Below are 26,153 nucleotides of genomic sequence, written 5' to 3' on the forward strand. Positions count from 1 at the left end.
GGTGGAATGCGGTTGCGCTGACAGGCTGGAAAAACGCATTGCGCTCACGTTGCTTGTCGCCAAAGCAGCGTTATCGGCGCTGCCTGCAATCGATTGAGTGAGCTCGGACGCTTGATACAGCTGGTTCTCAGGAATAAACACGGCAGTCGTTCGCAACCGACTGCCGTGCGTGACGCTGCCTTTGCGATCAGAACTCCTGCCAATCGCCCAGCTCTGCGGCCGATGTGGCGTTGCCCGCAGGACTGCGACGTGGCGATGCGGCCGCCGGGGTGACGCGTGCTGCCGGGCGCGGCGCGAAGCGGGCATTGGCCGGTGCGCTGGCAATGGCCGACAACCGACGTGCCACCGGTGCATGCGCAGCCACCTTGAAGACCGCCACCGCTTCTGTCAGCTGCTGCGCCTGTTCTTCCATTGCGCGTGCGGCGGCGGTGGCTTCTTCCACCAATGCGGCGTTCTGCTGGGTGGTTTCGTCCATCTGGGTCACGGTCTGGTTGACCTGCTCGATACCCGCATACTGTTCCTGCGAAGCCGAGGAGATCTCGCCCATGATGTTGGTGACGCGCTGCACGCTGGCGACGATCTCGGCCATGGTGGTACCGGCCTGATCGACCAGGGTTGCGCCTTGCGTGACCTTTTCGACCGAGTCGTCGATCAGGTGCTTGATCTCCTTGGCAGCACCGGCCGAACGCTGCGCCAGCGTGCGCACCTCGGAGGCGACCACGGCGAAGCCGCGACCCTGTTCGCCGGCGCGCGCCGCTTCCACCGCCGCATTCAAGGCCAGGATATTGGTCTGGAATGCGATGCCGTCGATGACGCTGATGATCTCGGCGATCTTCCTGGACGAGCCCTGGATGTCGGACATGGTGGTGACCACCTTGGCCACCACATCGCCGCCTTGCGAGGCCACCGCAGCGGCGCCGATGGCGAGCTGGTTGGCCTGGCTGGCGTGCTCGGCGTTCTGCTTGACGGTGGAGGTGAGCTCTTCCATCGAGGCGGCGGTTTCTTCCAGGTTGGCGGCCTGCTGTTCGGTACGCTGCGACAGATCCTGGTTACCGGAAGCGATTTCGCCCGAGGCCAGGCCGATCGCGTCGGCTGCGATCTGGATGCGGCCGACGATGCTGGCCAGTTGTTCGGCGGTGGCATTGGCGTCGTCGCGCATCTGCGCGAACACGCCCTGGTATTGGCCACTCATGCGCGCGGTGAGGTCGCCGGCAGCGATCGACTGCAACAAGCCGGAGAGCGATTGCAGGTTGCCGTCGGCGGTGGCCATCAAGGTGTTGAGGCTTTCCACCATGATGCGGAAATCGAACTGGAACTGCTCGGCATTGCCACGCGCGGTGAAGTCGCCGTTGGCCGCAGCCTGCGCCAGCTGCTTGATTTCGGTGTTCATGGTCGACAGGTTGTGCTTGACCTGGTTCATTGCCGCGGTGATGGCCGCCTTCTCGCCGGGCAACTGCTGCATGTCTTCGGACAGGTCGCCGATGGCATAACGCTCGATCAGGTGGATGGTCTGCATCTTCACCTTGATGTGCGCGGCCACCAATTCGTTGGTGTCATTGGCCATGCGGCCGAAATCGCCCGGGAACGCGCCGGCATCCATGCGGAAGCTGATCTGGCCTTCTTCATGGCGCTTGGCCATGCCCAGCTGTGCGGCAATCAGATTGCGCAGCTGGCCCTGCATGTTGTCCATGGCATGCAACAGGCGACCGGTCTCGTCGTTGGAGTTCGCGCTGACGTCGTTGTCCAGGTTGCCTTGGGCAATGGCTTCGGCCGCGCGCGTGGCGCGCGTCAGCGGAACCACCAGGCTGCGGGTGATCAGCCATGCCAGCAAGCCGCTGATCAGCACCACCGCCAGGCCGCCACCAATCAACATGGCTCGCCCGCGGGCCATCGCCGTGGTGGCCAGCGCATTGGCTTCCTGGGCACGTTGGCGCTGCAACGCCGAATACTCCAGCAGCGCGTCCTGCCATGCCTGCGTGGCCGGTGCGGCACGCTGCAACAGCAAGGGCATCGCTTCGTCGGTTTTGCCGGCCAGGTCCAGGTCGATCACCTGCTGGTTGAGCGCGCGGGCGGCCTGATTGTTGGCATCGATCCTCTCACGTAGCGCCTGAGCTACAGGCGTTGCCGAGAAGGTGTAGAGCTTGTCGTGTGCTTCCTTGTAGATGCGGCGCTGCTCTTGGATGATCGCCACGAAGTGTTGATTTTCTTCGTCTGGCGTCGGCAATACGATGTTGCGCAGCTGCACGGCAATGACCGACACCGCGTTGTTCATTTCCTGCAGCCGCTGGACGATCACCATGTTGCGATTAGCGAGCGTATCCAGGCTTTGGCGCGCCTGCGCCAGCGTATACAGGCCAGCGACGACCAGGGCGCAGGACAGCAGGATCAGCGTGCCGAAGGCGAAGCCCAGGCGCTTGCCGACGTTGTAGCGTTGAAGAAGAGCAATCATGTTGGGATCTCGAGGGCGATGGGCAGGAAAGGGGCAGTGCGCAGGGCGGGGAGGCGTACTGGGTACGCTGGTGGCGCCGATGCGGGCATGCGTCGAACCGATCCATCGATCGTTGCGACATCAAAAGGTCGCAACGCCAGCGATTGCAGGGCAGGTACACGTGCTTGAGGTTGGTAACGGCGCCCTGTCGGTGCTGCTGAACTCGCTAGCCCGGACGCGTATGGGTTGGCGTCACCGAGGTGAGCCTGGTGTGCACAACCGCCTGGAAATGCCTGTCAAACGGGGCATTCCTGGGGCTCTGAAAGATCGCGCCTTCACTTCCTGCTCACAGGCCTGACAGCCCATCAGGCGTCTGGATCCAGGGCGGTTTGGCATGTGTGGCTTGGATCTGCGCTCGCGCAGGGCCGCTCGACGCATGCGCGCTGGCAATAGCGCTCTGCCGATCGCACTGGGCGAAGCGCGTGCGCGTTGATGATGTGCGGCCGTTGCGCCGGTGCCTGACCGATGCAGGCAGCGGGCAGTGAAAGGTGGGACGCAGGCGTGCGCGCAGCGTCCCAGGGGCCGATCGACCGCCAGGCGTTGCCTCAGGCAGCGTGGCCCAGGCGGCGATGCGCAGACCCGGCCTGCAACTGGAACACCGAGACCGCATCGCGCAATTGCTGCGCCTGTTCTTCCATCGACCGGGCGGCGGCGGTGGCTTCTTCCACCAGCGCGGCGTTCTGCTGGGTGGCCTGGTCCATCTGCGCGACGGTCTGGCCAACCTGTTCGATGCCTTGCGACTGCTGCTGCGAGGCCTCGCTGATCTCATGCATGATGGTGGTGACGTTCTGCACCGAATCGACGATGTCCTGCATGGTGCGACCGGCCTGGCCCACCAGCTGGCTGCCGTGTTCGACCCGGCTGACCGAGTCCTCGATCAGGTGCTTGATCTCTTTTGCCGCGCCGGCCGAGCGTTGCGCCAGCGTGCGCACTTCACTGGCCACCACGGCAAAGCCACGGCCTTGTTCGCCGGCGCGTGCCGCTTCCACCGCCGCGTTCAAGGCAAGGATATTGGTCTGGAAGGCGATGCCGTCGATGACGCTGATGATGTCGGCGATCTTCTTGGATGCAGTCTGGATGCCGGCCATGGTGCCCACCACCTCACCCACCACCGCACCGCCTTGCGAGGCGACCGTGGCCGCACCGACCACCAGCTGGTTCGCGCGGCGCGCATGCTCGGCGTTGTTGCGCACGGTGGAGGTGAGTTCTTCCATCGAGGCAGCGGTTTCCTCCAGATTGGCCGCTTGCTGTTCGGTGCGCTGCGACAGGTCCTGATTGCCGGTGGCAATTTCGCTGGCGGCATCGTTGATGGCATTGGTGGACTGCTGGATGCGCCCGACGATATTGGCCAGCTGGGTCACGGTGGTATTGGCGTCGTCGCGCATGCGCGCGAACACGCCATGGAAATCGCCGTGCATGCGGGCGGTGAGGTCGCCCGCCGCAATCGCCTGCAACACCGTCGAGAGCGCGTGCAGATTCGCATCGGCGGTGGCCATCAAGTGATTGAGGCTGTCCACCATCGCGCGGAAATCGTACTGGAAGCGCTGTGCGTCGCCGCGTACGCTGAAATCGCCATTGGCTGCGGCCTGCGCAAGCAGCTTGATCTGGCTGTTCATCGCCGACAGGTTGGCCTTGACGGTATCCATGGTGTCGGTGAGCACGGCCTTTTCGCCAGGCAGGCGCTCCATGTCCTGGCTCAGGTCGCCGATGGCATAGCGCGACATGATCTGCGCAAGATTCATCTTGACCGCAATGTGCGAGCCCACCAGCGCGTTGGTGTCGTGCACCATGGTGGCGTAGGCACCGGGGAAACTGTCTGCCTGCATGCGGTAGCTGATCTGGCCGGCATCGTGGCGCTGCGCCATTTCGCTTTGCGCGCTGAGCACGCGCTGCAGTTGCCCTTGCATCTGGCGCATGGTGTCGAGCAATTGACCGGTTTCGTCGCGGCCGGCGGCACTGACCTGATCGTCCAGCCGACCCTGCGCGATATTGGCGGCCACCGTCGCGGCACGGCGCACATTGCGGGTCAGGCGCGACAAGGTGTACCAGCACAGCGCGGCGATCAGCAGCGCCAGCACCGACAGGCCGGCGATCGCTTGCCACATCGCGTTGCGTGCGTCGACCAGGTGACGTTCGGATTGCCGCTGCAGCGCTTGCAGGGACACGTTGCTGAGTTCGCGCATGGTCTGGCCCAGCGCATCGAGTGCGGCATTCCACTGTGCGTCTGCCTTGGCATCGTTGCCGTCCAGGGCGGACCCCAGTGCGGCCAGTGCGGCGCTTGCCTGGGTCGCTTCGGCCTTGGCGGCATCGGCCAGCGCGGGGTCGGGCTGTTCCAACAAGCCCATCGCCTTGTCCAGCTCATGGCGGAAACGCACATGGTTTCGGTCAAGTTGATCGAGCTGCTCGCGCAGCATGGCGCGGCTGTCGCCCGCCTGCGAGGGGTCGCTGGCGGCGTCCAGACGGGTTAGCGATTCGGTGGTCTCGGGGCTGTAGATCAGCGTGGACACCACCAGGTGGTAGCTCTCGAGGTACGGGGTGTAGACCAGCTGGCTGTCGTCGCGCAATGCATCGAGCGCGGCGAAGGCCTGCTCGCTCACGGCGGCGTAGCCTTCTGCGGCGGCACCGGCAACATGGCGCTGCTGCAAGGCCAGCAATTGCTTCTGGCTGCGTTCGAAGCCGGGCATGCCGGCCGTGGTGGCGAGCAGCTGGGCGAGATCGCGCTCGGCGCGCTGCGCGGCGTCTTTGGCGGCGCTGCCGCTATCCACATGGGCTGCGTGCAGGTCGGTGATCAGGCCCAGCATTTGGCCAAGCGGCGCGTAGCTGCGCAATTCGTTGCTACTGATGGCGACGCTTTCATTGAGCTTGCCGCTATAGAGCAGCACCGGAATGACCAGCCCCACCAACGCAAGCACGCCGATGATGCCGAGTTTCCTGGCGATGGCCAGGTCGTCCCAACGGCTGGTCCAGCGGCGTGGCGAAGCGGGAATGGTCTGCGGCGACAGCGTGGGTGAGGTGGTCATTGTTGCGTCTCATGGATGTAAGCAGGCTATCGGCTAACGACGTGTACGTCTTTAACGGGTCGGCAGCGCTGCCGACCCGTCCGGTTCAGTCAGTGCTGGCGATCTGTTCAGAACTCCTGCCAGCTGCTGTCGTTGCTGGGCGCAGCGACGACGGCGCGCAGCGTGGCGGCAGGGGCGCGGCCGGCTGCCGCCGCCCTGGCCGAAAGCGCGGGCGCTGCTGCCGGGCGTCGTGAGGCTGCACGCGATGCCTGCGATGCATCACTGCTGTCGGTCTTGAAGACCGCCACGGCCTCGGTCAATCCGAGCGCCTGTTCTTCCAGCGCGCGTGCGGCGGCAGTGGCTTCTTCCACCAGCGCGGCGTTCTGCTGGGTGGTTTCGTCCATCTGGGTGACCGTCTGGTTGACCTGCTCGATGCCCGACGACTGCTCCTGCGAGGCCGCGGAGATCTCGCCCATGATGTCGGTGACGCGCTGCACGCTGGTCACGATTTCGGCCATGGTGGTGCCGGCGCTGTGCACCAGCAGCGAGCCTTCGGCCACGCGCTGCACCGAATCGTCGATCAGGCTCTTGATCTCCTTGGCCGCTGCGGTGGAGCGCTGCGCAAGCGTACGCACTTCGCTGGCCACCACGGCAAAGCCGCGGCCTTGTTCGCCGGCGCGCGCCGCCTCCACCGCGGCGTTGAGCGCCAGGATGTTGGTCTGGAACGAGATGCCATCGATGACGCTGATGATGTCGGCGATCTTCCTGGACGAAGACTCGATTCCGCTCATCGTCTCGACAACCTTGCTGGCGATCTGCCCGCCTTGCGCTGCAACGCGGGCGGCGCCGATGGCAAGCTGGTTGGCCTGGCGTGCGCTTTCGGCATTCTGCTTGACGGTGGAGGTGAGCTCTTCCATCGAGGCAGCGGTTTCTTCCAGGTTGGCGGCCTGTTGTTCGGTGCGCTGGGACAGGTCCTGGTTGCCGGCGGCGATTTCGCCGGTGGCTGCGCTGATGTTGCCGGCCGCGCCCTGGATCCGCACCACGATGCGCGTGAGCTGCTCGGTGGTGGCGTTGGCGTCGTCGCGCATCTTGGCGAATACACCGTGGAAGTTGCCGTGCATGCGGGCGGTGAGATCGCCGGCGGCGATCGACTGCAACACCGACGACAAGGTGACCAGGCTGGTGTCGCTGACCTCCATCATCGCGTTGAGGTCCTGCACCATGCGCAGGAAATCGTGCTCGAACCGCTGCGCATCGCCGCGTGCGCTGAAGTCGCCGGCCGCAGCCGCGCTGGCCAGGCGCTTGATCTCGGTATTGATCGCCAGCAGGCTGGCCTTGGCCGCATCCATCGATTCGTGCAGCACCGCGCGGCTGCCCGGCAGGCGCCGCGCATCGCGGCGCAGATCGCCGCGGGCGTATTCGTTGAGCACTTCGATGGCATCGACGATGGCGTCCAGGTGCTCGAACATCATCGTGTTGATGCCCTTGCTCAGCTCTCCGTACACGCCGGGGAAGTCCTGCGGCATGCGGTGCGTCATGTCCTTGTCGGCGTGCAGCGCGATCATCCGCGTGGTTTCGCCGGAGAAACGCTGCAACTGCGTCTGCATCCTGGCCATGGCGCTGAGCAGCCGGCCGGGCTCGTCGGTGGCGGTGGTGTACACGTCGCTGTCCAGGCGACCTTCGGCGATGGCCTCGGCGGCACGGGTGGCACGGCTCAACGGCTGGGTCAGGCTGCGGGTGATCCACCAGGCCAGCAGGCTGCTGACCAAGATCACCGCAAGGCCGCCGGCGATCAGCAATGCCCGGCCACGATCCATCGCGGTGTTTGCATCGGCATAGGCCGCCGCGCCACGGCTGCGCTGGCGTGCGGCATATGCATTGAGCGCGTCCTGCCACTGCTGGTTTGCCGGTGCGGCCTGCTGCATCAGCGCCTTGAGTGCCTGGTCGGGCTTGCCGTTCATGCCTAGGTCCAGCACCTGCTGATTGGCGACACGCGCCTTTTCGCGGGCAAGATCGATTTGCCGACGCATTGCCGCACCATTGGCGTCGGACGGCGGGATGGCGTACAGCTTGTCGTGGATGTCGCTGTAGTACTGCCGCTGCTGCTCGACGATTTTTGCGAAGCCGATGTTCTCTTCCTGCGTGGTCGGCAGCACGATGTTGCGCAGGTTGACGGCAATGTCCGCACTGGCGCTGCGCATCTCGCCGACATATTCCAGGATCGTCATGTTGCGCTTGACGATCGAATCCATGCGCCCGCGCGCTTGCGCCAAGGTCGTCAGGCCCGCGACCACCAGGCCGCAGGACAACAGGATCAGAAAGCCGAACGCTGCGGAAAGGCGGGTACCGACGTTATAGCGTTGGAGAAAGCCGATCATGAAACATACCTGCCGGGAAGGAGGAGAGGGAGGCGCTTGGAGGCAACGGCGGCGGCCTCGCGATCACGGTCGGCACCCGCTGCAAGCTAGGTCGGCCGCATGACGCCTGGCGCTGGCGCTGCTGGCGCGCGTCGGCTCCGTCCCGATTGCAGGGCAGGTAGCGGCGACCTGGTCGTATACTTGAGCTCGCTATTTAGCGTTTGTTATAGCTGGCATCGTTCACGGAAGCGGGCAGCGACGCGTGCCGATGCAAGGCCCTGCCGGGCGAGGTGCAGCAGCGATGAGCGCGCGCGAAGGGAAGGGCGCTCGACATGCACGCCGGTCGGGGCGCCAATGCCACCTTGCGGCTGATGTTCCAGTGGGTCTTTGGGGAAGGGCCGATCAGAAAGGGGCAAGTCAGCCGACGCGTGCCGGCTGCAGGCGCGTGTCGCCCTGGCGGTTCGCGCTGGCAGTCGACGCCCTCCAGGGCGCAGCAGTCTGGCCCATCGCCAGCGGCGCCCATCAATGCAATGAGGGCCCGAGCCAGCGCATGCGGGTTGCATATGCTGGCTCGGGCCCTGCGTGTTGCAACGACTGATGTGTGGAGCGGCTGCCTGGCGCACGGCATCAGTGAGCACTCCCACCGACGCCAGTGCGTGCTGATCAGAACTCCTGCCAGCTGGTGTCGACGGTCGTCGATGCAGCAACCGCGCGCGGCTTGGCGGCAGCGCTGCCGCCGATCGAGGTCAGCTTGGCGCGCACGGCCGGCGCCGCCTTGGCGACGGATGCCGTGCGGACCGTGCTGGTGGTGCCTTGCTCGGTCTTGAAGACCGCCACGGCCTCGGTCAATCCGACCGCCTGTTCTTCCAGCGAGCGCGCGGCGGCAGTGGCTTCTTCCACCAGCGCGGCGTTCTGTTGGGTGGTTTCGTCCATCTGGGTGACGGTCTGGTTGACCTGTTCGATGCCGGCCGACTGTTCCTGCGAGGCGGCAGAGATCTCGCCCATGATGTCGGTGACCCGCTGCACGCTGGTCACCAGCTCGCCCATGGTCCTGCCAGCGGTATTGACCAGCACCGAACCGGCGGCCACACGTTCGACCGAGTCGGCGATCAGGTCCTTGATCTCCTTGGCGGCGCCGGAAGAGCGCTGCGCCAGCGTGCGCACTTCGGAAGCCACCACGGCGAAGCCGCGGCCTTGCTCGCCGGCACGTGCCGCTTCCACCGCCGCGTTCAAGGCCAGGATATTGGTCTGGAAGGCGATGCCGTCGATGACGGAGATGATATCGGCGATCTTCTTGGACGAGGCCTCGATGCCGGCCATGGTTTCGACCACCTGGCCGGCGATCTCACCGCCCTGGGTGGCCACGCTGGCCGCGCCGATGGCGAGCTGGTTGGCCTGGCGTGCGCTTTCGGCGTTCTGCTTGACGGTGGAGGTGAGCTCTTCCATCGAGGCGGCCGTTTCTTCCAGGCTGGCAGCCTGCTGTTCGGTACGCTGCGACAGGTCGCTGTTGCCGGCAGCGATCTCGCTGGCAGCGGCCTTGATCGAGATGGCCGACGCCTTGATGCCGGTGACGATTTCGGCCAGCTGCACGGCGGTGGCATTGGCATCGTCGCGCATCTGTGCAAACACGCCATGGAACTCGCCGCTCATGCGGGCGGTGAGGTCACCGGCAGCGATCGACTGCAACAAGCCAGAGAGCGATTGCAGGTTGCCGTCGGCAGTGGCCATCAAGGTGTTGAGGCTTTCCACCATCACCCGGAAGTCGTGCTGGAAATTCTCGGCATCGCCGCGGGCGCTGAAGTCGCCATTGGCGGCGCATTGAGAAAGGTGCTTGATGGCGTGATTGACCGAAGACAGGTTGCCCTTGACCTTGGCCATGGTGTCGCTGAGCACGGCCTTGTCACCGGGCAGGGCTTCCATGTCTTCGCGCAGGTCGCCGACAGCGTATTGGCCCATGATCTGCGCCAACCGCATCATCACGGCCACATGCGAGGCGGCCAGGTCGTTGTTGCCGCGCACGATGGTGGCGTAGTCGCCAGGAAACGCTGCTTCGTCCAGGCGGAAGTTCAGCTCGCCCTGATCGTGCCGGCGCTTCATTTCCTGCTGGCCGTGCAAGACTTTCTGCAACTGCTGCTGCATCTTGCTCATGCTGGCGAGCAGGCGACCAGTCTCGTCGGTGCCGCTGCTGTCCACGCTGATGGACACGTTGCCGGCGGCAATCGAATCGGCCACGTGCGAGGCCTCACCCAGGCGATTGATCAGGCGACGACGGATCAGCCAGCCGCTGGCCAGCGCCACCAGCACCGCGACGCCGCTGCCGATGATCATCGACCAACGGCTGCTGGCCTTGGCGGCCTTCAAGGTTGCGCTGCGCTTGACCAGCAATTCGTTTTCCTGCGCTTCGAAGTCGACCAGCAGCTGACGGATCTGGCCCATCGCCGCACGTTCATGGCCGGCCTTGAATTGCGTCAGCAATGCGGACAGCTCTGTATCGCTGCTTTTGCCACGCAGCGCGATCAGGTTGTCCTCAAAGCCCATGAACTGCTCATACGCCGCATGCAGGCGCTGCAGGCGTTCCTGCTGCACCGGGTTGTCGGCGGTCAAGGTCTTGGCGTTGGTGAATTCCTGTTCGAACTGCACCTTGCCGTTGTTGTACGGCGTGAGATGCGTTTCCTGCCCGGACAGCAAAAAGCCGCGCGCGCCCGTCTCGATGTTGACCGTGGCAATGGACATGGCGCGGCCGGTGCCGATGACCTGATAGGTGTGGTCGTTCATGGCCACCGCGTCCGACAGCTGGGACTGCCCACGTAGGCCTACCGTTGCGACGATCAAGAGCACAAGAACAACTGTGCCGAAACCCAGTGCCAGTTGTGTCGAAAGACTTAGCTGTTTCATCGAATGTGCCTTGAGCTGGTAACAATCTGAGTAGTGGGAGCCATCCGTTCGGCCCCCGTGATCGGCCGTGTGGTGGCGCAGTGCAGTGAGGCGTTTTCGCGCTCGCAGGCGTGCCTCGTTGCTGACATAGCTAGCGGCGCAACCACTCTCGACTGAAGAGTTTCGTCACGCATTCGTCACGCAATTTCGATGGCATTTATGTTCGAAAAAGCGGGCTCTGCCGATGCGGGCTGTTGGCGATGGCACCCCGGTCTGATCAAGCGCATGCAAAGCCGGGGCGGGGCGTCAGTGCAGGCGCCACCGGAGGTTTTTTGTGTGTGCGCAAGCCCCATGCGGCCGTGCTGCCGCGACGCATGTGATGCCCGGCAATGCGCCTGGCGCCAGAAGCACTGCCCATAAAAAAACACCGCGCTCGCCGGCGAGCGCGGTGTCCAGGTGCAGCCCCGGGGCCGGTATTAGAACTCGGCCCAATTGGACGCGTCGTTTGCGACCGACGCGACAGCGGCGCGTGCCGTCGGGCGCGCGACAGGCGGCTTGATTGCAGGCTTGCTCACCGCAACCGGACGCTTGGCGGCAATCTGGCGCACCGCCGGCGCGGTGCGGGTCACCGTTTCCATGTCCGCCGACAGACGGAACAGTGCCACCGCTTCGGTCAGTTGCTGGGCTTGTTCTTCCATTGCGCGTGCTGCAGCGGTGGCTTCTTCCACCAGCGCAGCGTTCTGCTGGGTGGTTTCGTCCATGCTTGTCACGGTCTGGTTGACCTGCTCGATCCCGGCAGACTGCTCCTGCGAGGCCGCGGAAATCTCGCCCATGATGTCGGTGACGCGCTGCACGCTGGCCACGATCTCGCCCATGGTGGTGCCGGCGCTGTGTACCAGTACCGAGCCTTCGGCCACCCGCTGCACGGAGTCGTCGATCAGGTCCTTGATCTCCTTCGCCGCGCCCGAAGAGCGCTGCGCCAGAGTGCGCACTTCCGAAGCGACTACCGCAAAGCCACGGCCCTGTTCGCCGGCGCGTGCGGCTTCCACTGCCGCGTTCAAGGCCAGGATATTGGTCTGGAACGCGATGCCGTCGATGACGGAAATGATGTCGGCGATCTTCTTGGACGAGGCTTCGATCCCGCTCATGGTGCCGACTACCTTGCTGACGATCTCGCCGCCCTGCGAGGCCACGCTGGCCGCGCCGATGGCGAGCTGGTTGGCCTGGCGTGCGCTTTCGGCGTTCTGCTTGACGGTGGAGGTGAGCTCTTCCATCGAGGCAGCGGTTTCTTCCAGGTTGGCAGCCTGCTGCTCGGTGCGCTGCGACAGGTCCTGATTGCCGGCGGCGATTTCGCTTGCCGCACCCCTGATCGACGTGGCCGAGGCCTTGATGCCGCTGACGATCTCGGCCAGCTGCGTGGCGGTGGCATTGGCATCGTCGCGCATCTGCGCGAACACGCCGTGGAATTCACCGCTCATGCGGGCGGTGAGGTCGCCGGCAGCGATCGACTGCAACAAGCCAGAGAGCGATTGCAGGTTGCCGTCGGCGGTAGCCATCAAGGTGTTGAGGCTGTCCACCATCACGCGGAAGTCGTACTGGAACCGCTCTGCATCGCCGCGGGCACTGAAGTCGCCATTGGCCGCCGATGTCGCCAGGTGCTTGATTTCATGGTTCATCGCCGACAGGTTGGATTTGACCTGCGCCATGGTGTCGGTGAGCACGGCCTTTTCGCCGGGCAGCTTGTCCATGTCCTCGCTGAGATCGCCGATCGCGTAGCGGCCCATGATCTGCGCAAGCTTCAACTTCACCGCGATATGCGATGCGACCAGATTGTTGGTATCGCTGGCCATGCGTCCGTATTCGCCTGGGAACGCCTCGGCATCGATGCGGAAGCTGATCTGGCCTTCATCATGGCGACGGGCCATGTCGGTCTGCGCGCTGAGCAGATTGCGCAACTGCTGTTGCATCTTGCTCATCGCCTTGAGCAGGCGCCCGGCCTCGTCGTTGAACTGGGTGTCGACGTCGTTGTCCAGCTGGCCGCCGGCGATGGATTCGGCGGCGCGGGTCGCGCGGCTCAGCGGCTGGGTCAGGCTACGGGTGATCAGCACGCCCAGCGCGCCGCTCAGCAGCACGACCAGCAGCGAGCCGCCGATCAGCAGCTTGCGCGAGTCGTCCATGGACTTGAATGCGACAGCCGATGCATCGGCTGCCTGCTTTTCCTGCAGGGCAATGTTTTCGGCAATTTTGTCCTGCCAGACCTGCATGGCGGGCGCCGCCTTGTTCAGCAGAAAGGGAAGTGCTTCGTCGCTGTGACCGGTCATCACCAGATCCATGACCTTGTCATTCAAACCCTTGACTTCGGCGCGGCGCGCATCGATCTCTGCACGCAGGATCTTGCCTTGCTCCGAGGCCGGCATGGCATACAACGCTTCGCGCGCTTTGTTGTAGTCGGCACGCGCAGACTGGATCTTGGCGACGAACTGGCGATTCTCTTCATCGCTGGTAGGCAATACCAGATTGCGCAGCTGCGTGCCGATAATGAAATTGGCGTTCATCATGTCGTTGGACAGGCGAATCTTCTCCATGTTCTGGTTCACGATGCCGTCGACCAAAGCACGTGCTGACGTCAATCCGCGATAACCGATCAAGGCGATCAGGCCCGACAGCACAATCAGCACAGCGAAGGCGGCCGCTAGACGTGGGCCGACGTTGTAACGTTGAAGAAGTGAGGTCATGACAGGGTTCCTGGCAAGCGTTGCGCGATAAAAGCGAGCGATGCGGAAACGCCAGTCGAGTGCAGTCTGACGTCTCGCTATGCCCAATAACGGCGCTTGAGAGCATCTACTGAATACCTCGATATCAAAAAAAATATAACTCAAGTTAGGCTTGTGAAATAAATTTTTATTCTGTCGGAGTTTTCCTGTGGATTATGGTCGGCAATGCGGGCTCTACAGTATAAATTTAATTCAAATATAAAATTTATCTAAAATTATATTGAATCGTACTGAAGAGTCTGTTTTCGAGTGTGCGCCAAAATGAAAGCCGCGCTTTTTGAGGGCGCGGCTTCGATAACAGTTACCTTTCCAAGGCCATGCGGTTGATTGAATGGCCGTACAACATGGCGAATAGTCCTGCGCTCGGAGATAGACTTCAGGATCCGCATACCTACGTGGTACTTGCCAGACCCGGCACCGGTCGCGCCCACCTGGCGGTGAGCGCAGCCGTCTCGCGCGCTTAGAACTCGGACCAATCGGATTCGTTGGACGGTGCCATTGCCACTGCGGCGCGGCCTGTCGGGCGCGCGGCGTGCGGCTTGGTGGCAGGCCTGCTGGCCGCCACCGGGCGCTTGGCGGCGATCTGGCGTACCACCGGCGTTGCGCGGGTGACCGCTTCCAGTTCGGCCGAGAGGCGGAACAGCGCCACCGCTTCGGTGAGTTGCTGTGCCTGCTCTTCCATCGAGCGTGCAGCGGCGGTGGCTTCTTCCACCAACGCGGCGTTTTGCTGGGTGGCCTCGTCCATGTGGGTGACGGTCTGGTTGACCTGCTCGATGCCGGCCGACTGCTCCTGCGAGGCGGCAGAGATTTCGCTCATGATATCGGTCACGCGCTGCACCGAGGAGACGATCTCGGCCATGGTGCTGCCGGCCTGATTCACCAGTGCCGAGCCTTCGGCCACCTTGCTCACCGAGTCTTCGATCAGGCCCTTGATCTCCTTCGCTGCACCGGCCGAACGCTGCGCCAGCGTGCGTACTTCCGAGGCCACCACGGCAAAGCCACGGCCCTGCTCGCCGGCACGCGCCGCTTCCACCGCGGCATTCAAGGCCAGGATGTTGGTCTGGAACGCGATGCCGTCGATGACGCTGATGATTTCGGCAATCTTCTTGGACGAGGTTTCGATGCCGGACATGGTGGTGACCACCTGGCCGACCACGTTGCCGCCGTGCGATGCCACGCCTGCCGCGCCGATGGCCAGCTGGTTGGCCTGACGCGCGTGCTCGGCGTTCTGCTTGACGGTGGAGGTGAGCTCTTCCATCGAAGCGGCGGTTTCTTCCAGGTTGGCCGCCTGCTGTTCGGTACGTTGCGACAGGTCGTTGTTGCCGGCGGCAATCTCGCCGGCGGCCGTGTTGATCGCCAGGGTGGAGTGCTTGATGCGGCCCACGATGTCGGTCAGGCGCTGGGTGGTCGCGTTGGCGTCGTCGCGCAGCCGTGCGAACACGCCGTGGAATTGCCCGTCCATGCGCGCGGTCAGGTCGCCCTCGGCCACGGCGCCGAGCAGCTGCGACAGCTTGCCCAGGTTGCGGTCGCTGACTTCCATCATCGAGTTCAGATCCGACACCATCACGGCGAAGTCGTACTTGAAGCGCTGCGCATCGCCACGCGCACTGAAATCGCCGGAGGCGGCCGCCTGCGCCAGGTGCTTGATCTCGGTGTTGATCGACAACAAGCTGGCCTTGGCCGCATCCATCGCTTCATGCAGCACCGCGCGGCTGGCCGGCAGGCGACGCGCATCTTCGCTCAGGTCGCCCTGGGCATATTGATTGAGGATGCGCACCGCATCGATGATGGCGTCGAGATGCTCGAAGATCATCGTGTTGATGCCGGTGGCAAGGTTGCCGTACACGCCGGGGAAATCTTCCGGCATGCGGTGGGTGATGTCTTCGGCAGCATGCAGGTGCGACATGCGCGCGGTTTCGTCGGAGAAACGGCGCAGCATCTGGGTCATGCCACCGGTGGCTTCCAGCATCTGGCCGATCTCGTCCTTGCTGGTCTTGCCGACCTGCACGCCCAGATCGCCGCGCGAGACCGCCTGGATGGCGCCCAGCGCCTTGGCAAGCGGGCTGGTGATGCTGCGCGCGATCAACCAACCGAAGGTCACCGACAGGGCGGCCATCAGCAAGGTGCCGATCAGCAGCACCGCGCTGGTCAGCTTGAACGAGCTGGCGCTGGCAGTCACCATGTCGCCCAGCGCCTTGGATTGTTGTGCATACAGCTTGTCCACCGAGGCGAACAGTTCCTTGCGGATCTCGCCCGATTGCTTGCGCGAGAACTCCATCGCAGCGGCGCGGTCGGGCTCTGCATAGAGCTTGCGCAGCTGCTGGTTGGCGGCGAAATAGCGGGCGCTGGCATCGGTGAGCCTGGCGTACTCGGCCTTCAACGGCGAGGCCGCATCGATCTTGGCGTCCAGCTGCTTCTGGGTGTCGGCGTACTTGGCCTGGATTTCATCCATGCGCTTGAAGAAATACGCGTAGCGCTCCGGGTCTTCCAGATTGAGGAACTGGCCCACTTCGTAGACGCGGAATTCGCCGGCAAAACCGCGCAACTCGGACAGGCGGCTCAACACCGGCACCACGTCCTGGTTGATCAAGGTGGTTTCGCTCTGCATCTGCTTCATGCGCGAAAAGCCCAAACCGCCCAGTAATGCGGTGAGCACGGCACTCAGACAGAAGGCAAACATGAGTTTGCGGCGGATTGGCCAGTCGTTGAACTTATTCATCACTTGCTCCGAAACATTGCCTAGCGGCGTTATCCAGCAAGCTAACGGCTGAAACCCCAACTTCTTTAGTTGTGAAGTATTAACGGGCAGGCAAGCGCCTGCCGATTACGCGAAAACGCCGCAATACAGTTGTCGCGGCGATGTGGCCGAGTCGCAGGGCCGCTAAATAGCGCTCTGCGTCACGGCGCCAGATCCGGGCCGCCGTTGCGCACCGGTCTTGCTCAGAAGTCCTGCCACTGGCTGTCGTTGCCGGCGGTGGCGGTGGACGCGCTCACTGCCGGCTTGCGAGCGCTAGGGGCACGCGTGCTGGGCTTGCTTGTCCGGGCAACGGCGACCACGGCGGGCGTTGTGGCCACAGACATTGCAGCCTTCGCCTGCGGCGCATCGGCCAGGGTAAAGCGCGACACTGCGTGCGCCAGCTGGCTGGCCTGGTCCTCCATGGTGCGCGCAGCGGCAGTGGCTTCTTCCACCAATGCGGCGTTCTGCTGGGTCGCCTCATCCATCTGGGTGATGGTGAGATTGACCTGCTCGATACCCGACGACTGTTCCTGCGACGCGGCAGCGATCTCGCCCATGATGTCGGTGACGCGCTGCACGCTGGCGACGATATCGGCCATGGTGGTGCCGGCCTGATGGACCAGCTGCGAGCCCTCGGCGACCTTGCTCACCGAATCGTCGATCAGATGTTTGATCTCTTTCGCGGCACCGGCCGACCGCTGCGCCAGCGTGCGCACCTCGGAGGCGACCACTGCGAAACCGCGGCCCTGCTCGCCGGCGCGCGCCGCTTCCACGGCGGCGTTGAGCGCCAGGATGTTGGTCTGGAACGCGATGCCGTCGATCACGCTGATGATCTCGGCAATCTTTTTCGATGAGACTTCGATGCCGGACATGGTGGTGACCACCTGCGCCACCACCGCGCCGCCCTGCGAAGCCACACCAGCCGCACCGATCGCCAACTGGTTGGCCTGGCGTGCGCTTTCCGCATTCTGTTTGACGGTGGAGGTGAGCTCTTCCATCGAGGCGGCAGTCTCTTCCAGATTGGCCGCTTGTTGTTCGGTGCGCTGCGACAGGTCGTTGTTGCCGGCAGCAATTTCGCTGGAGGCGGTATGAATGCTGCCGGCGGCCTGCTGGATACGCCCGATCACCAGCGCCAGTTGCTCGGCGGTGGTATTGGCGTCGTCGCGCATCGTGGCGAAAACGCCATGGAACTGGCCCTGCATGCGCGCACTCAGGTCGCCGTCGGCCAGCGCGCTCAGCAGGCGCGACACTTCGGCGATGCTGACCGCGTTGGCATCGAGCAAGGCATTGAGCTGTTGCGCCAGTTGCAGGAAAAAGCCTTGTTTCCCGGTACTGTCGATGCGCTTGGATAGATCGCCGGCAGCGGCGCTGCGCACCACGTCGGCAACGTCGATTTCCACGCGCGCCTCGGCCGTGCGGTCGCGCCACTCGCAGACAAAGCCCAGATGCGCGCCGGCCTCGTCGCGAATTGCCGAAACGTTCTGTGCGATGCAGGTGCTGCGGTACTGCACCTCGCGCTGGGCAGCGCCCTGGCGGTCCAGACGCTGATAGATCTCCGCGTCCTGTGCGTTGCCCACTTCCAGCAGCGAGACCGGTTGGCCGACCAGGTTGGCGGTGCGATTGAACGCAGGCGCGCAGGCCTGGATATCGTCTGCGTAGGTGTGCAGCAGGTTTTGCAGCGCACCATTGGTGTAGATGATGGTGAGGTCCGGGTCGGCGATGTACATGCCAGTGGAAGCGTTATCCAGTGCGGTGCGGATGCGCAGGTTTTCGGCTGCGATGCTGCGCTCGCGCTCCAGACGCTCGCGCAGGTCGCGCTGCATGCGCGCCAATGCGGCCATCAGGCTGCGCGAGTGCTTTGCGGCGACCGGGATCGGTTGGTCCAGGCGGCCTTCGGCGATGTGTTGCGCGGCAGCCATGGCCAGTTGCGGCTCGCCGCCAAGCAGGCCGAACACCGAGCGCAGAATCCAGCCGGCCGCCAGCGCCAGGCACACCAATGCCAGCACCACGGCGCTACCCTGCTGCCACATCACGCGGTGGCTGTATTGCTCGGCCTGGCGGCGGCTGGCCTCGTTCAAGGCCAGGATGCGCTCGCTGATGGCGCCCATGCGGGTTTCAAGCTGGCCGAATTTATCGTTGAAATCCGCGTAGGCCGCTGCGCTGTCCGCCTGCGTTTCGGCAGCCTTCACCACCTGGTCGGCGGATGCGAGATAGGCCTGCAACGCCGGCGTCACCGCGTCCAGATCGGCGCGCAATGCGGGGGCCAGCGCCAGTTTGCGGTTGGCTGCCAGCGACTCGCGGAATTCGCCGGCGTGTTCGCCCAATGCGCTGCGCGCGGCCGACACGGCTTTATCGTCTTTCGTGGAGGCAGCAAGCAACGCGGCGGTGACATCGCCGCGTAGGGCGTCGTGCATCATGTCCGCCTGCATATGGTTGCGCAGCGCATCGGAGGAGATGACCTGTGCGGCAATCGCATCGAGCAGGCCGCGTTGGCCGTTATAGCCCACGCCGCCCAAGGCGAGCAGCGCCAATGCGGCCACCAGCACCAGGACGCCCAGCATGTGCATGATCTTCATGGTGCAACCCGTGTCAGAAGCGGAAAGACAGGCCCACGCCAAGCGCGTGATCCGGTGAGCGGTCGTTGAGTCCGCGGCTGTAGACAGCGTCCAGTTGGACGTCGTTGCTCAGCAGCCAGGCCGAGCCGACATCGAGCAGGGCCACGGTGCCGCCATCGTCGCTGTTGGCGATCTGCGGCAACGCCACTTCGACGAACGAGCGCACGCGGTCGTTCCAGGCCTTGCCGAGAACGGCACCGAAGATGCCGGCGGTATATCGATTGCCCTGGCCATCGTCGTCCCAGATCACTCCGGGCATCATGCCGGCGGAAATGCTGTCGCTGAGCTCCCATTCGGCCACCAGCCGGAACGAGGGGCGCGCACCATGGCCGCGCAACGCCTGCGCGCCGCTGGGCAGATCCACATGCAGCAACCAGGCCAGCGAGGTCTTGCCATCGTCGGAGCTGGCCAGGTGGTGCTTGATGCCGAGCGAGACGTCGGACATGCCGCTGACCTGCGCATCGCCGGGCAGGTCGATGCGCTGCCAGCCATCGGTTTCCAGCCGCAGTTCCCAGGTCTGGCCCAGGCCGTAGCGCAGTAGGGTGGGTGTGGAATACGCATCCACCGCATCATCGCGTTCCCACGCGACGCTGGTTTCCACCTGCACGCGGCGGTCGCCGACAGTGAGGCTGGATTCCACGAAATCGGGGCGGTCGGTCGCGATCGGGTCTTCAGCGCGGGCATGACCCATCACACCCAACAGCACAAAACAGCTGGCGATAACAGACGGCTTCATGGCATCCCTTGCGTGGCGACCTGCGGAAACAACTATCCGGATGCATGCGCTGGCTGCGTTGGTCGCGACAGCACGCATGCACTGCTGGACCGGCTGCTGCGGTGTGGCGCAGGCAGTCGATGTCATCCACACTAACGGCAACGCTGCATGATTCTTGATGCGCGTCGGACGATCGGAAGGGGCAGGGCATGCACGGCGCGCCGATGACGCGCCGTGCGGGATGCAGCTGTGGAATGCAAGTAACGCTGCGTGCGTGCGATTACGCTTGTGTTCGCTTGCAATCCACTGCGCGCAGGGCGGTTAGAAATCCTGCCACTGGCTGTCGTGACCGGCAGTGCCGGAGGACTTGCCCACGGAGTGAGGCAGCAGTGTCGCCACGCGCTTGCCGCGGGCGGCTGCCGGCTTGGTGGTGACCACCGCGCGCACCGCTGGTTTGACAGTGGACGCAGCCAGCACGGGCTTGACCGCATGATTGAGCTTGAAGACCGCCACCGCCTCGGTCAGCTGGCCGGCCTGTTCTTCCATCGCACGCGCTGCGGCAGTGGCTTCTTCCACCAGCGCGGCATTCTGCTGCGTGGCTTCATCCATCTGCGTCACGGTGAGGTTGACCTGCTCGATGCCCGACGACTGCTCCTGCGAGGCGGCGGAGATTTCGCCCATGATGTCGGTGACGCGCTGCACGCTGGCGACGATCTCGCTCATGGTGGTGCCGGCCTGATGCACCAGCGACGAGCCTTGTTCCACCTTGCTCACCGAATCGTCGATCAGGTGCTTGATCTCCTTGGCAGCACCGGCCGAACGTTGCGCCAGCGTGCGCACCTCGGAGGCGACCACGGCAAATCCGCGGCCCTGTTCGCCGGCGCGCGCCGCTTCCACCGCCGCATTCAAGGCCAGGATATTGGTCTGGAATGCGATCCCGTCGATGACGCTGATGATCTCGGCGATCTTCTTGGACGAGGTCTCGATGCCCGACATGGTGGTGACGACCTGCGCCACCACCGAACCGCCATGCGATGCCACGTCGGCTGCGCCGATGGCCAGCTGGTTGGCCTGACGCGCATGCTCGGCATTCTGTTTGACGGTGGAGGTGAGTTCCTCCATCGAGGCGGCGGTTTCTTCCAAATTGGCGGCCTGTTGTTCGGTGCGCTGGGAAAGATCGTTGTTGCCGGCAGCAATTTCGCTGGCGGCTGCGCTGATCTGCGTGGCCGAGGTCTGAATGCCGGAAACAATGCCGGTGAGCTGCGCCACCGTGGCGTTGGCATCGTCGCGCATGCAGGCGAACACGCCCTGGAAGTCGCCGTCCATGCGCACGGTGAGGTCGCCTTCGGCCAGCGCACTGAGCAGGCTGGAAATCCGCTCCAGGCTCAGCGAAGTGGTTTCCAGCAGGCCATTGAGCTGCCGGCCGAATTCCAGATAGAACCCATGCTTGTCGTCCAGCGCCAGGCGCTGGCCGAAATCGCCCATCAAGGCGGACTGCACCAGCTCGGCCACTTCCTGTTGGGTGCTGACTTCGGCACTGATATTGCGCCACAGCAGCATGCTGCCGCTACGACGGCCATCGGGGGCATACAGCGGGGTCATGGTCAGATCCAGCGTCACCGGCCCGAAGCGGTAGCGCTCGGTGGTGGTGGACTGCAGCTGCCGCAGACGCTGCGTCCGCGCGGTGCCTTCGCCATCGTTGCCGAACACGTAGTCCATCGGCTTGCCGACCACCGCATCGGCACTGAAGCCGGTCTGGCCCTTGGCATGGAAGGCGGGCTCGCCCTGCTTGAAGGAGGTGTGCAGCGCCTGGGTGATGAACACCGCGTTGTGCTGTTCGTCGGCCAGCAACACTTCCATTTCCGAATGTTCCAGCGCGGTGCGGATGCGCAGGTTTTCGTTGGCCACCTGCGCATCGCGCTCGATGCGCTCGCGCAGGTCGCTCTGCATGCGTTGCATGGCGCCCATCAGGCGGCCCACTTCGTCCTGGCGCTGCACGGCGATCTGGTTGTCGAGCTTGCCCGAGGCGATCGCATCGGCCACGTGCGCAGCGGCCTCCAGCGGCTGCACCACCTGGCGACGCAGCAGCGCAAACAGCGCCACGCTGAGCACCAGCGCCGAGCCAAGGCCGACGGCAAGGATGGTCCACAGCAGGTGATGCGCCTGCTGCATGATCGTGGCATACGGCACCACCACGCCCAGCGCGAAGCGCTCCTGCGCCTTGCCGATCTGTAGCGGAACGTAGGCGCTGACTGCGCCGTCTGCATCGGGGGTGAAATCCAACGCGTCCTTGCCGGCCTTGATCGCCTCCAGCATGGTGCGGTGGCGTGCGTCGGTGACCTGCTTGCCGATGCGCGTGGTGTCGTGCGATGCCAGCACCACGCCGGCAGGCGAGAGCAGTTCGACATAACCGTCCTGCATCGGGCGCAAGGCGCCAAGGCGCTGCTGCAATGCCGCCAGTGCCACGTCCACGGTGACCGCGCCCAGATACTTGCCGTCCTGCAGGATCGGCGTGGACAAGGTGGTCATCAGCACGGTCTTGCCGCCGATCTTGTAATCGTAGGGTTCGGCCACGGTCTGCCGCAGCAGTGCACGCGGTTTCAGATTCCAGTCGCCCAGGCCGGGGGTTTCGTAATCGGTGAGCGGCTCGCGGACCAGTGTCTGCTCACTGCGTCCCCAGTAGGTCATGAAGCGGCCGGTGGCGTCGTGGCCCTTGGCATTGGCAAATGCGCTGTCCTTGCCATCGAAGGCCTGCGGCTCCCACAAGGTGCCCATGCCGACCCACTCGGGGTGGTCCAGCAATTGGTCGTGCACCACTGCCGCGGCGCTGTCGCGGCTGATGCCGCCATTGGCGCGTTGCACCAGCAAGGTGGTGGCCAGCGATTGGCCGGTCGTCAACGCCTGGCCAAGCTCGCTGCCGATCTGCTCGGCCTGGTAGCGCGCGGAATTTTGCATCGTGGCCTGCGCAGAGGCGCTCAATGCGCGACTGCTTTGCCAATAGGTGATGGCTGCGGTCAAACCGAAGCACAGCGACGCAATGACTGCCGTACCGAACATCAGGCGGTACGCCAGGCGTCCGCTGAAACGTGAGTGGGTGGAAGGCGAGGTCATGGGCGTAGCCGCGGAAGGAAAAAGGAAAAGGGAGAAAACAACCCCGCCGGAGCGGGGCATGTGCGGTCAGTAGGCGGCCAGCGCAGCCCGCGCAGGCGCGCGTGTGCCGACATGGCCGAACGTCTTGGAGGTGGCCGCGACGATCCGGAAGCTAGACACCGCCTCATCCAGCTGCTGCGCCTGCTGCTGCATGGCATTGGCCGCTGCGGTGGCTTCTTCCACCAGCGCCGCGTTCTGCTGCGTGCTTTCGTCCATCTGGGTGACGGTGAGGTTGACCTGTTCGATCCCGGCCGACTGTTCCTGCGAGGCGGCAGAAATTTCGCTCATGATGTCGGTGACGCGCTGCACCGAAGAGACGATCTCGGCCATGGTCTTGCCGGCCTGATCCACCAGCAGCGAGCCCTCGGAAACCTTGCCCACCGAATCGTCGATGAGGTGCTTGATCTCTTTGGCCGCGTTGGCCGAGCGCTGGGCCAGCGTGCGTACTTCCGAGGCGACCACCGCAAATCCGCGGCCTTGTTCGCCGGCACGTGCGGCTTCCACCGCGGCATTCAGCGCCAGGATATTGGTCTGGAAGGCGATGCCGTCGATGACGCTGATGATCTCGGCGATCTTCTTGGACGAGGTCTGGATACCGGACATGGTGTCCACCACCTGGCTCACCACCTGGCCGCCCTGCGAGGCCACGCTGGCGGCGCCGATCGCCAACTGGTTGGCCTGGCGTGCGCTTTCGGCATTCTGCTTGACGGTGGAGGTGAGCTCCTCCATCGAGGCGGCGGTTTCTTCCAGATTGGCGGCCTGCTGTTCGGTGCGCTGGGACAGATCGTTGTTGCCTGCGGCGATTTCGCTGGCCGAGCCGGTGATGGAACTGGCGGCCTGCTGGATGCGCCCGACGATGCCGGCCAGTTGGGTGGCCGTGGTGTTGGCGTCGTCGCGCATGCGCGCGAACACGCCATGGTACTGGCCATCCAGGCGCGCAGTGAGGTCGCCTTCGGCCAGGGATGCCAGCAGCTCGGACAGCTTGCCCAGGTTGCGGTCGCTGACCTCCATCATCGCGTTGAGGTCGTTGATCATGCGCGCCGAGTCGTGCTTGAAGCGCGTGGCATCGCCGCGTTGACTGAAGTCGCCGTTGGCTGCAGCTTGCGCCAGTCGCTTGATCTCGGTGTTGATCGCCAGCAGGCTGGCCTTGGCCGCGTCCATCGCTTCGTGCAGCACCGCACGCGTGCCGGGCAGGCGCGCGGCATTGCGCGACAGGTCGCCTTGCGCATACTCGTTGAGGATGCCGATCGCATCGACGATGGCATCCAGGTGCTCGAAGATCATCGTGTTGATGCCGGTGGCCAGTTCGCCGTAGACGCCCGGGAAATTGGTCGGCATGCGGTGGGTGACATCGTCGCCGGCATGCATGTGCACCATCACCTTGGTCTGCGCGGAGAAGCGCTCCAAGGTGTGGACCATCTCGTCGGTGGCCTTGAGCATCTGGCCGATTTCATCGGTGCCGTGTTCGGCAGTACGCACGCTCAGGTCGCCGCGCGCCACGCCCTTGATGGCCGCCAGGGCACGCGACACCGGCTCCAGGATGGAATTGCCGATCAGCCAGCCCACCAGCAGGTTGATCAGCACCAGGGCGCCACCGGCGAGCGCAACGATGCCGGTGAAAACCAGCGCCTGCGATTGGGTGTCGTCCAGGTACACGCCGGTGCCGATCACCCAGCCCCACGGCTTGTACAGCGCCGCGTACGAGGTTTTCTGCACCGGATCCTTCTGCCCTGGCTTGGCCCAGGTGTAGTCGACATAGCCGCCGCCGGCCTGCGCTGCGGTGACGAATGCTGGAAACACGCGCTTGCCGTCCGGGCTGAGCACGTCGCTCAACGGCTTGCCGACCAGGTCCGGGCGGGTGGGGTGCATCAGCATCGTCGGCGTCTGGTCGGTGACGTAGATGTAATCCACACCGCCACGTGCACGCATGGTCGACAGGGTATGCAGCGCACTCTTCTTTGCGGTCTCCACGTCGATCTCGCCCTTTTCGGCGCGTTCGGCATAGCCATTGACCACCGCAGTCGCCATCTCGATCTGGCTCTTGAGCCCATCGCGGCGCGTATCGGTCAGATCGACATACTGCATGCGTGCGGCGATCACCGCCAACGCAATGATGCCCAGCGCAACCAGGGCAGTCTGGGCGAAGAACTTGCGCTTGAGCGGTACATTGGCCAGTGTTTTTGCAACCGTGGTCTTCAGCGTCATGGCAGATATCCAGCAAAGGAATGTGACCGGTGTAAGTCGAATAGCGACCTGATTCCGAAAATGTTGAGCCGGACACAACTCAGGTGGCGGCCGATTCGTGGCGGAGTCGACCTGCGAATGGCGTGGCTTTGCTCAGTGCGTTAATGCGCTGGCCCGGCGCGTTGCGTGCTCGGCGCAGTGGCAGCGCGCTGGGCATGACAGCGAACCAGACAGTGCCTGAAAGACATGCTGTCACGCGATCGCCGACGGCGTGGGCACGGTGGCGGTTTGCACTTTCGGCGACCATTGAACGGCTCACAGCTGCCCGGCGAATTCATCAGGCAATGCGGTGACGGCGCTCAGCATCCTGGCGCAGGCGCTGCGCATGCAGCACCGGGCAGCGCGCACGGTGTGAACGGCACCGGCGGGCGGGCCGGGAGATTGTGCAGTCGCCGCGCCGATGAACTCGGCCGCACAAGGCGTGATGGTTCAGCGTGAACTGGCGCGTGCTACGCGTGATGTTGCCCGGGCGCTGCGTGGCAAGGTTTGCCTGCAGCGGCTCAGTTGCGCTGCGCAACGTTCACGCTGGCGACCGATTGCTGCAGGCTCTGCAGTTCGGTCCACAAGACGTGGCGGGTATCGCCGCTATGGCCCAGCGACAAGGCTTGTGCGTATTGCAGGTCGCCTTCGTGCAGGGCGCGATTGGCCTGACGGTGCTGTGCCAGATACTTGCCCAGCTGCTGCTGCACCAGCGCGAATTTGCGTGCCTGTTCGCCCTGCGGCGCGGTGGCCTGGAAGTAGCCGGCATGCCGTGCGATCCGCTGGTGCAGATTGCCCAGACGCTCGTCGTAGGCTTCGATACGCGCCGCATCGTGCCTGGCGGCAAGCTGTGCACGTTGATCGTCGCGCAACTGCGCCAGATCCACCGCCAGCGCCTGCAATGCGGTAACCGGCACATTGTCCAGAAGCACCGAGACCGGCGCTGCCGGGGCGGCGAAGGAGGGCGGCAACGAGACGCCCGCAGCCAGCAGCGCGACGGTGAACACACAGCCCAGCACGGTGCGGGCAGAGCGGTTGGAGTTGGCGGTGTGCATGCGGACGTCCTTCGATCTAGCGCGGGCAATGCGGCCCTCAGTGCTTGTTGTATCGGCCGCACGAGCCTGCGCTTGACCGATTTTCGACCAGCGGCACGCTTGCATGGTCGTCGCAATGACTTCCTTCTCCTGCGGGGAAAGCCGGTGCGCAGCGCCGGATGAAGGC

11 protein-coding genes and 1 pseudogene are annotated in these 26,153 nt (G+C 64.4%); all 12 read right to left on the reverse strand.

Going from position 1 to position 26,153, the window contains the following annotated elements:
• Nucleotides 1-187: 187 nt before the first annotated feature.
• The 12 genes and pseudogenes from J7396_RS00920 to J7396_RS00975 all read right to left on the reverse strand — a co-directional run bounded on the left by J7396_RS00920 (nt 188) and on the right by J7396_RS00975 (nt 25,987).
• Nucleotides 188-2,449 carry a methyl-accepting chemotaxis protein gene (locus J7396_RS00920; RefSeq protein WP_209260819.1) on the reverse strand — a complete coding sequence of 754 codons (2,262 nt, stop codon included), beginning with the start codon at nt 2,447-2,449 and terminating at the stop codon, nt 188-190.
• A 584-nt stretch (nt 2,450-3,033) separates the two neighbouring features.
• Nucleotides 3,034-5,508 carry a methyl-accepting chemotaxis protein gene (locus J7396_RS00925; RefSeq protein ID WP_209260820.1) on the reverse strand — a complete coding sequence of 825 codons (2,475 nt, stop codon included), beginning with the start codon at nt 5,506-5,508 and terminating at the stop codon, nt 3,034-3,036.
• Nucleotides 5,509-5,615: 107 nt separating this feature from the next.
• Nucleotides 5,616-7,865 (reverse strand): methyl-accepting chemotaxis protein, encoded by a 2,250-nt coding sequence (locus tag J7396_RS00930; RefSeq protein ID WP_209260821.1) that lies wholly within the window; start codon nt 7,863-7,865, stop codon nt 5,616-5,618.
• Nucleotides 7,866-8,058: 193 nt separating this feature from the next.
• Nucleotides 8,059-8,351: pseudogene (locus J7396_RS00935) on the reverse strand (hypothetical protein).
• Between the two features lie 156 nt (nt 8,352-8,507).
• Complete coding sequence (locus J7396_RS00940; RefSeq protein WP_057680771.1) at nt 8,508-10,619, reverse strand: methyl-accepting chemotaxis protein; 2,112 nt, start codon at nt 10,617-10,619, stop codon at nt 8,508-8,510.
• Nucleotides 10,620-11,194: 575 nt separating this feature from the next.
• Nucleotides 11,195-13,453: a methyl-accepting chemotaxis protein gene (locus J7396_RS00945; protein ID WP_209260822.1), complete on the reverse strand. Its 2,259-nt coding sequence runs from the start codon at nt 13,451-13,453 to the stop codon at nt 11,195-11,197.
• A gap of 499 nt (nt 13,454-13,952) precedes the next feature.
• Nucleotides 13,953-16,211: a methyl-accepting chemotaxis protein gene (locus tag J7396_RS00950; RefSeq protein WP_209260823.1), complete on the reverse strand. Its 2,259-nt coding sequence runs from the start codon at nt 16,209-16,211 to the stop codon at nt 13,953-13,955.
• Between the two features lie 221 nt (nt 16,212-16,432).
• Nucleotides 16,433-18,805, reverse strand: coding sequence for a methyl-accepting chemotaxis protein (locus tag J7396_RS00955; protein ID WP_209260824.1), 2,373 nt, complete (start codon nt 18,803-18,805; stop codon nt 16,433-16,435).
• 13 nt (nt 18,806-18,818) lie between these two features.
• Nucleotides 18,819-19,580 (reverse strand): transporter, encoded by a 762-nt coding sequence (locus J7396_RS00960; RefSeq protein WP_008577050.1) that lies wholly within the window; start codon nt 19,578-19,580, stop codon nt 18,819-18,821.
• Between the two features lie 300 nt (nt 19,581-19,880).
• The gene (locus tag J7396_RS00965; RefSeq protein WP_209260825.1) at nt 19,881-22,670 is read right to left on the reverse strand and encodes a methyl-accepting chemotaxis protein; all 2,790 of its coding nucleotides are present in this window, start codon (nt 22,668-22,670) and stop codon (nt 19,881-19,883) included.
• Nucleotides 22,671-22,736: 66 nt separating this feature from the next.
• Complete coding sequence (locus tag J7396_RS00970) at nt 22,737-24,914, reverse strand: methyl-accepting chemotaxis protein (RefSeq protein ID WP_136733196.1); 2,178 nt, start codon at nt 24,912-24,914, stop codon at nt 22,737-22,739.
• Between the two features lie 539 nt (nt 24,915-25,453).
• The gene (locus J7396_RS00975; protein ID WP_008577780.1) at nt 25,454-25,987 is read right to left on the reverse strand and encodes a hypothetical protein; all 534 of its coding nucleotides are present in this window, start codon (nt 25,985-25,987) and stop codon (nt 25,454-25,456) included.
• Between the last annotated feature and the right edge of the window lie 166 nt (nt 25,988-26,153).

Source organism: Xanthomonas sp. A1809 (assembly GCF_017746015.1).
GTDB lineage: Bacteria > Pseudomonadota > Gammaproteobacteria > Xanthomonadales > Xanthomonadaceae > Xanthomonas > Xanthomonas euvesicatoria.

Coding starts and splice junctions, on each gene's coding strand:
- J7396_RS00920 (WP_209260819.1), bottom strand. CDS start 2,449: ATGATTGCTCTTCTTCAACGCTACAACGTCGGCAAGCGCCTGGGCTTC.
- J7396_RS00925 (WP_209260820.1), bottom strand. CDS start 5,508: ATGACCACCTCACCCACGCTGTCGCCGCAGACCATTCCCGCTTCGCCA.
- J7396_RS00930 (WP_209260821.1), bottom strand. CDS start 7,865: ATGATCGGCTTTCTCCAACGCTATAACGTCGGTACCCGCCTTTCCGCA.
- J7396_RS00940 (WP_057680771.1), bottom strand. CDS start 10,619: ATGAACGACCACACCTATCAGGTCATCGGCACCGGCCGCGCCATGTCC.
- J7396_RS00945 (WP_209260822.1), bottom strand. CDS start 13,453: ATGACCTCACTTCTTCAACGTTACAACGTCGGCCCACGTCTAGCGGCC.
- J7396_RS00950 (WP_209260823.1), bottom strand. CDS start 16,211: ATGAATAAGTTCAACGACTGGCCAATCCGCCGCAAACTCATGTTTGCC.
- J7396_RS00955 (WP_209260824.1), bottom strand. CDS start 18,805: ATGAAGATCATGCACATGCTGGGCGTCCTGGTGCTGGTGGCCGCATTG.
- J7396_RS00960 (WP_008577050.1), bottom strand. CDS start 19,580: ATGAAGCCGTCTGTTATCGCCAGCTGTTTTGTGCTGTTGGGTGTGATG.
- J7396_RS00965 (WP_209260825.1), bottom strand. CDS start 22,670: ATGACCTCGCCTTCCACCCACTCACGTTTCAGCGGACGCCTGGCGTAC.
- J7396_RS00970 (WP_136733196.1), bottom strand. CDS start 24,914: ATGACGCTGAAGACCACGGTTGCAAAAACACTGGCCAATGTACCGCTC.
- J7396_RS00975 (WP_008577780.1), bottom strand. CDS start 25,987: ATGCACACCGCCAACTCCAACCGCTCTGCCCGCACCGTGCTGGGCTGT.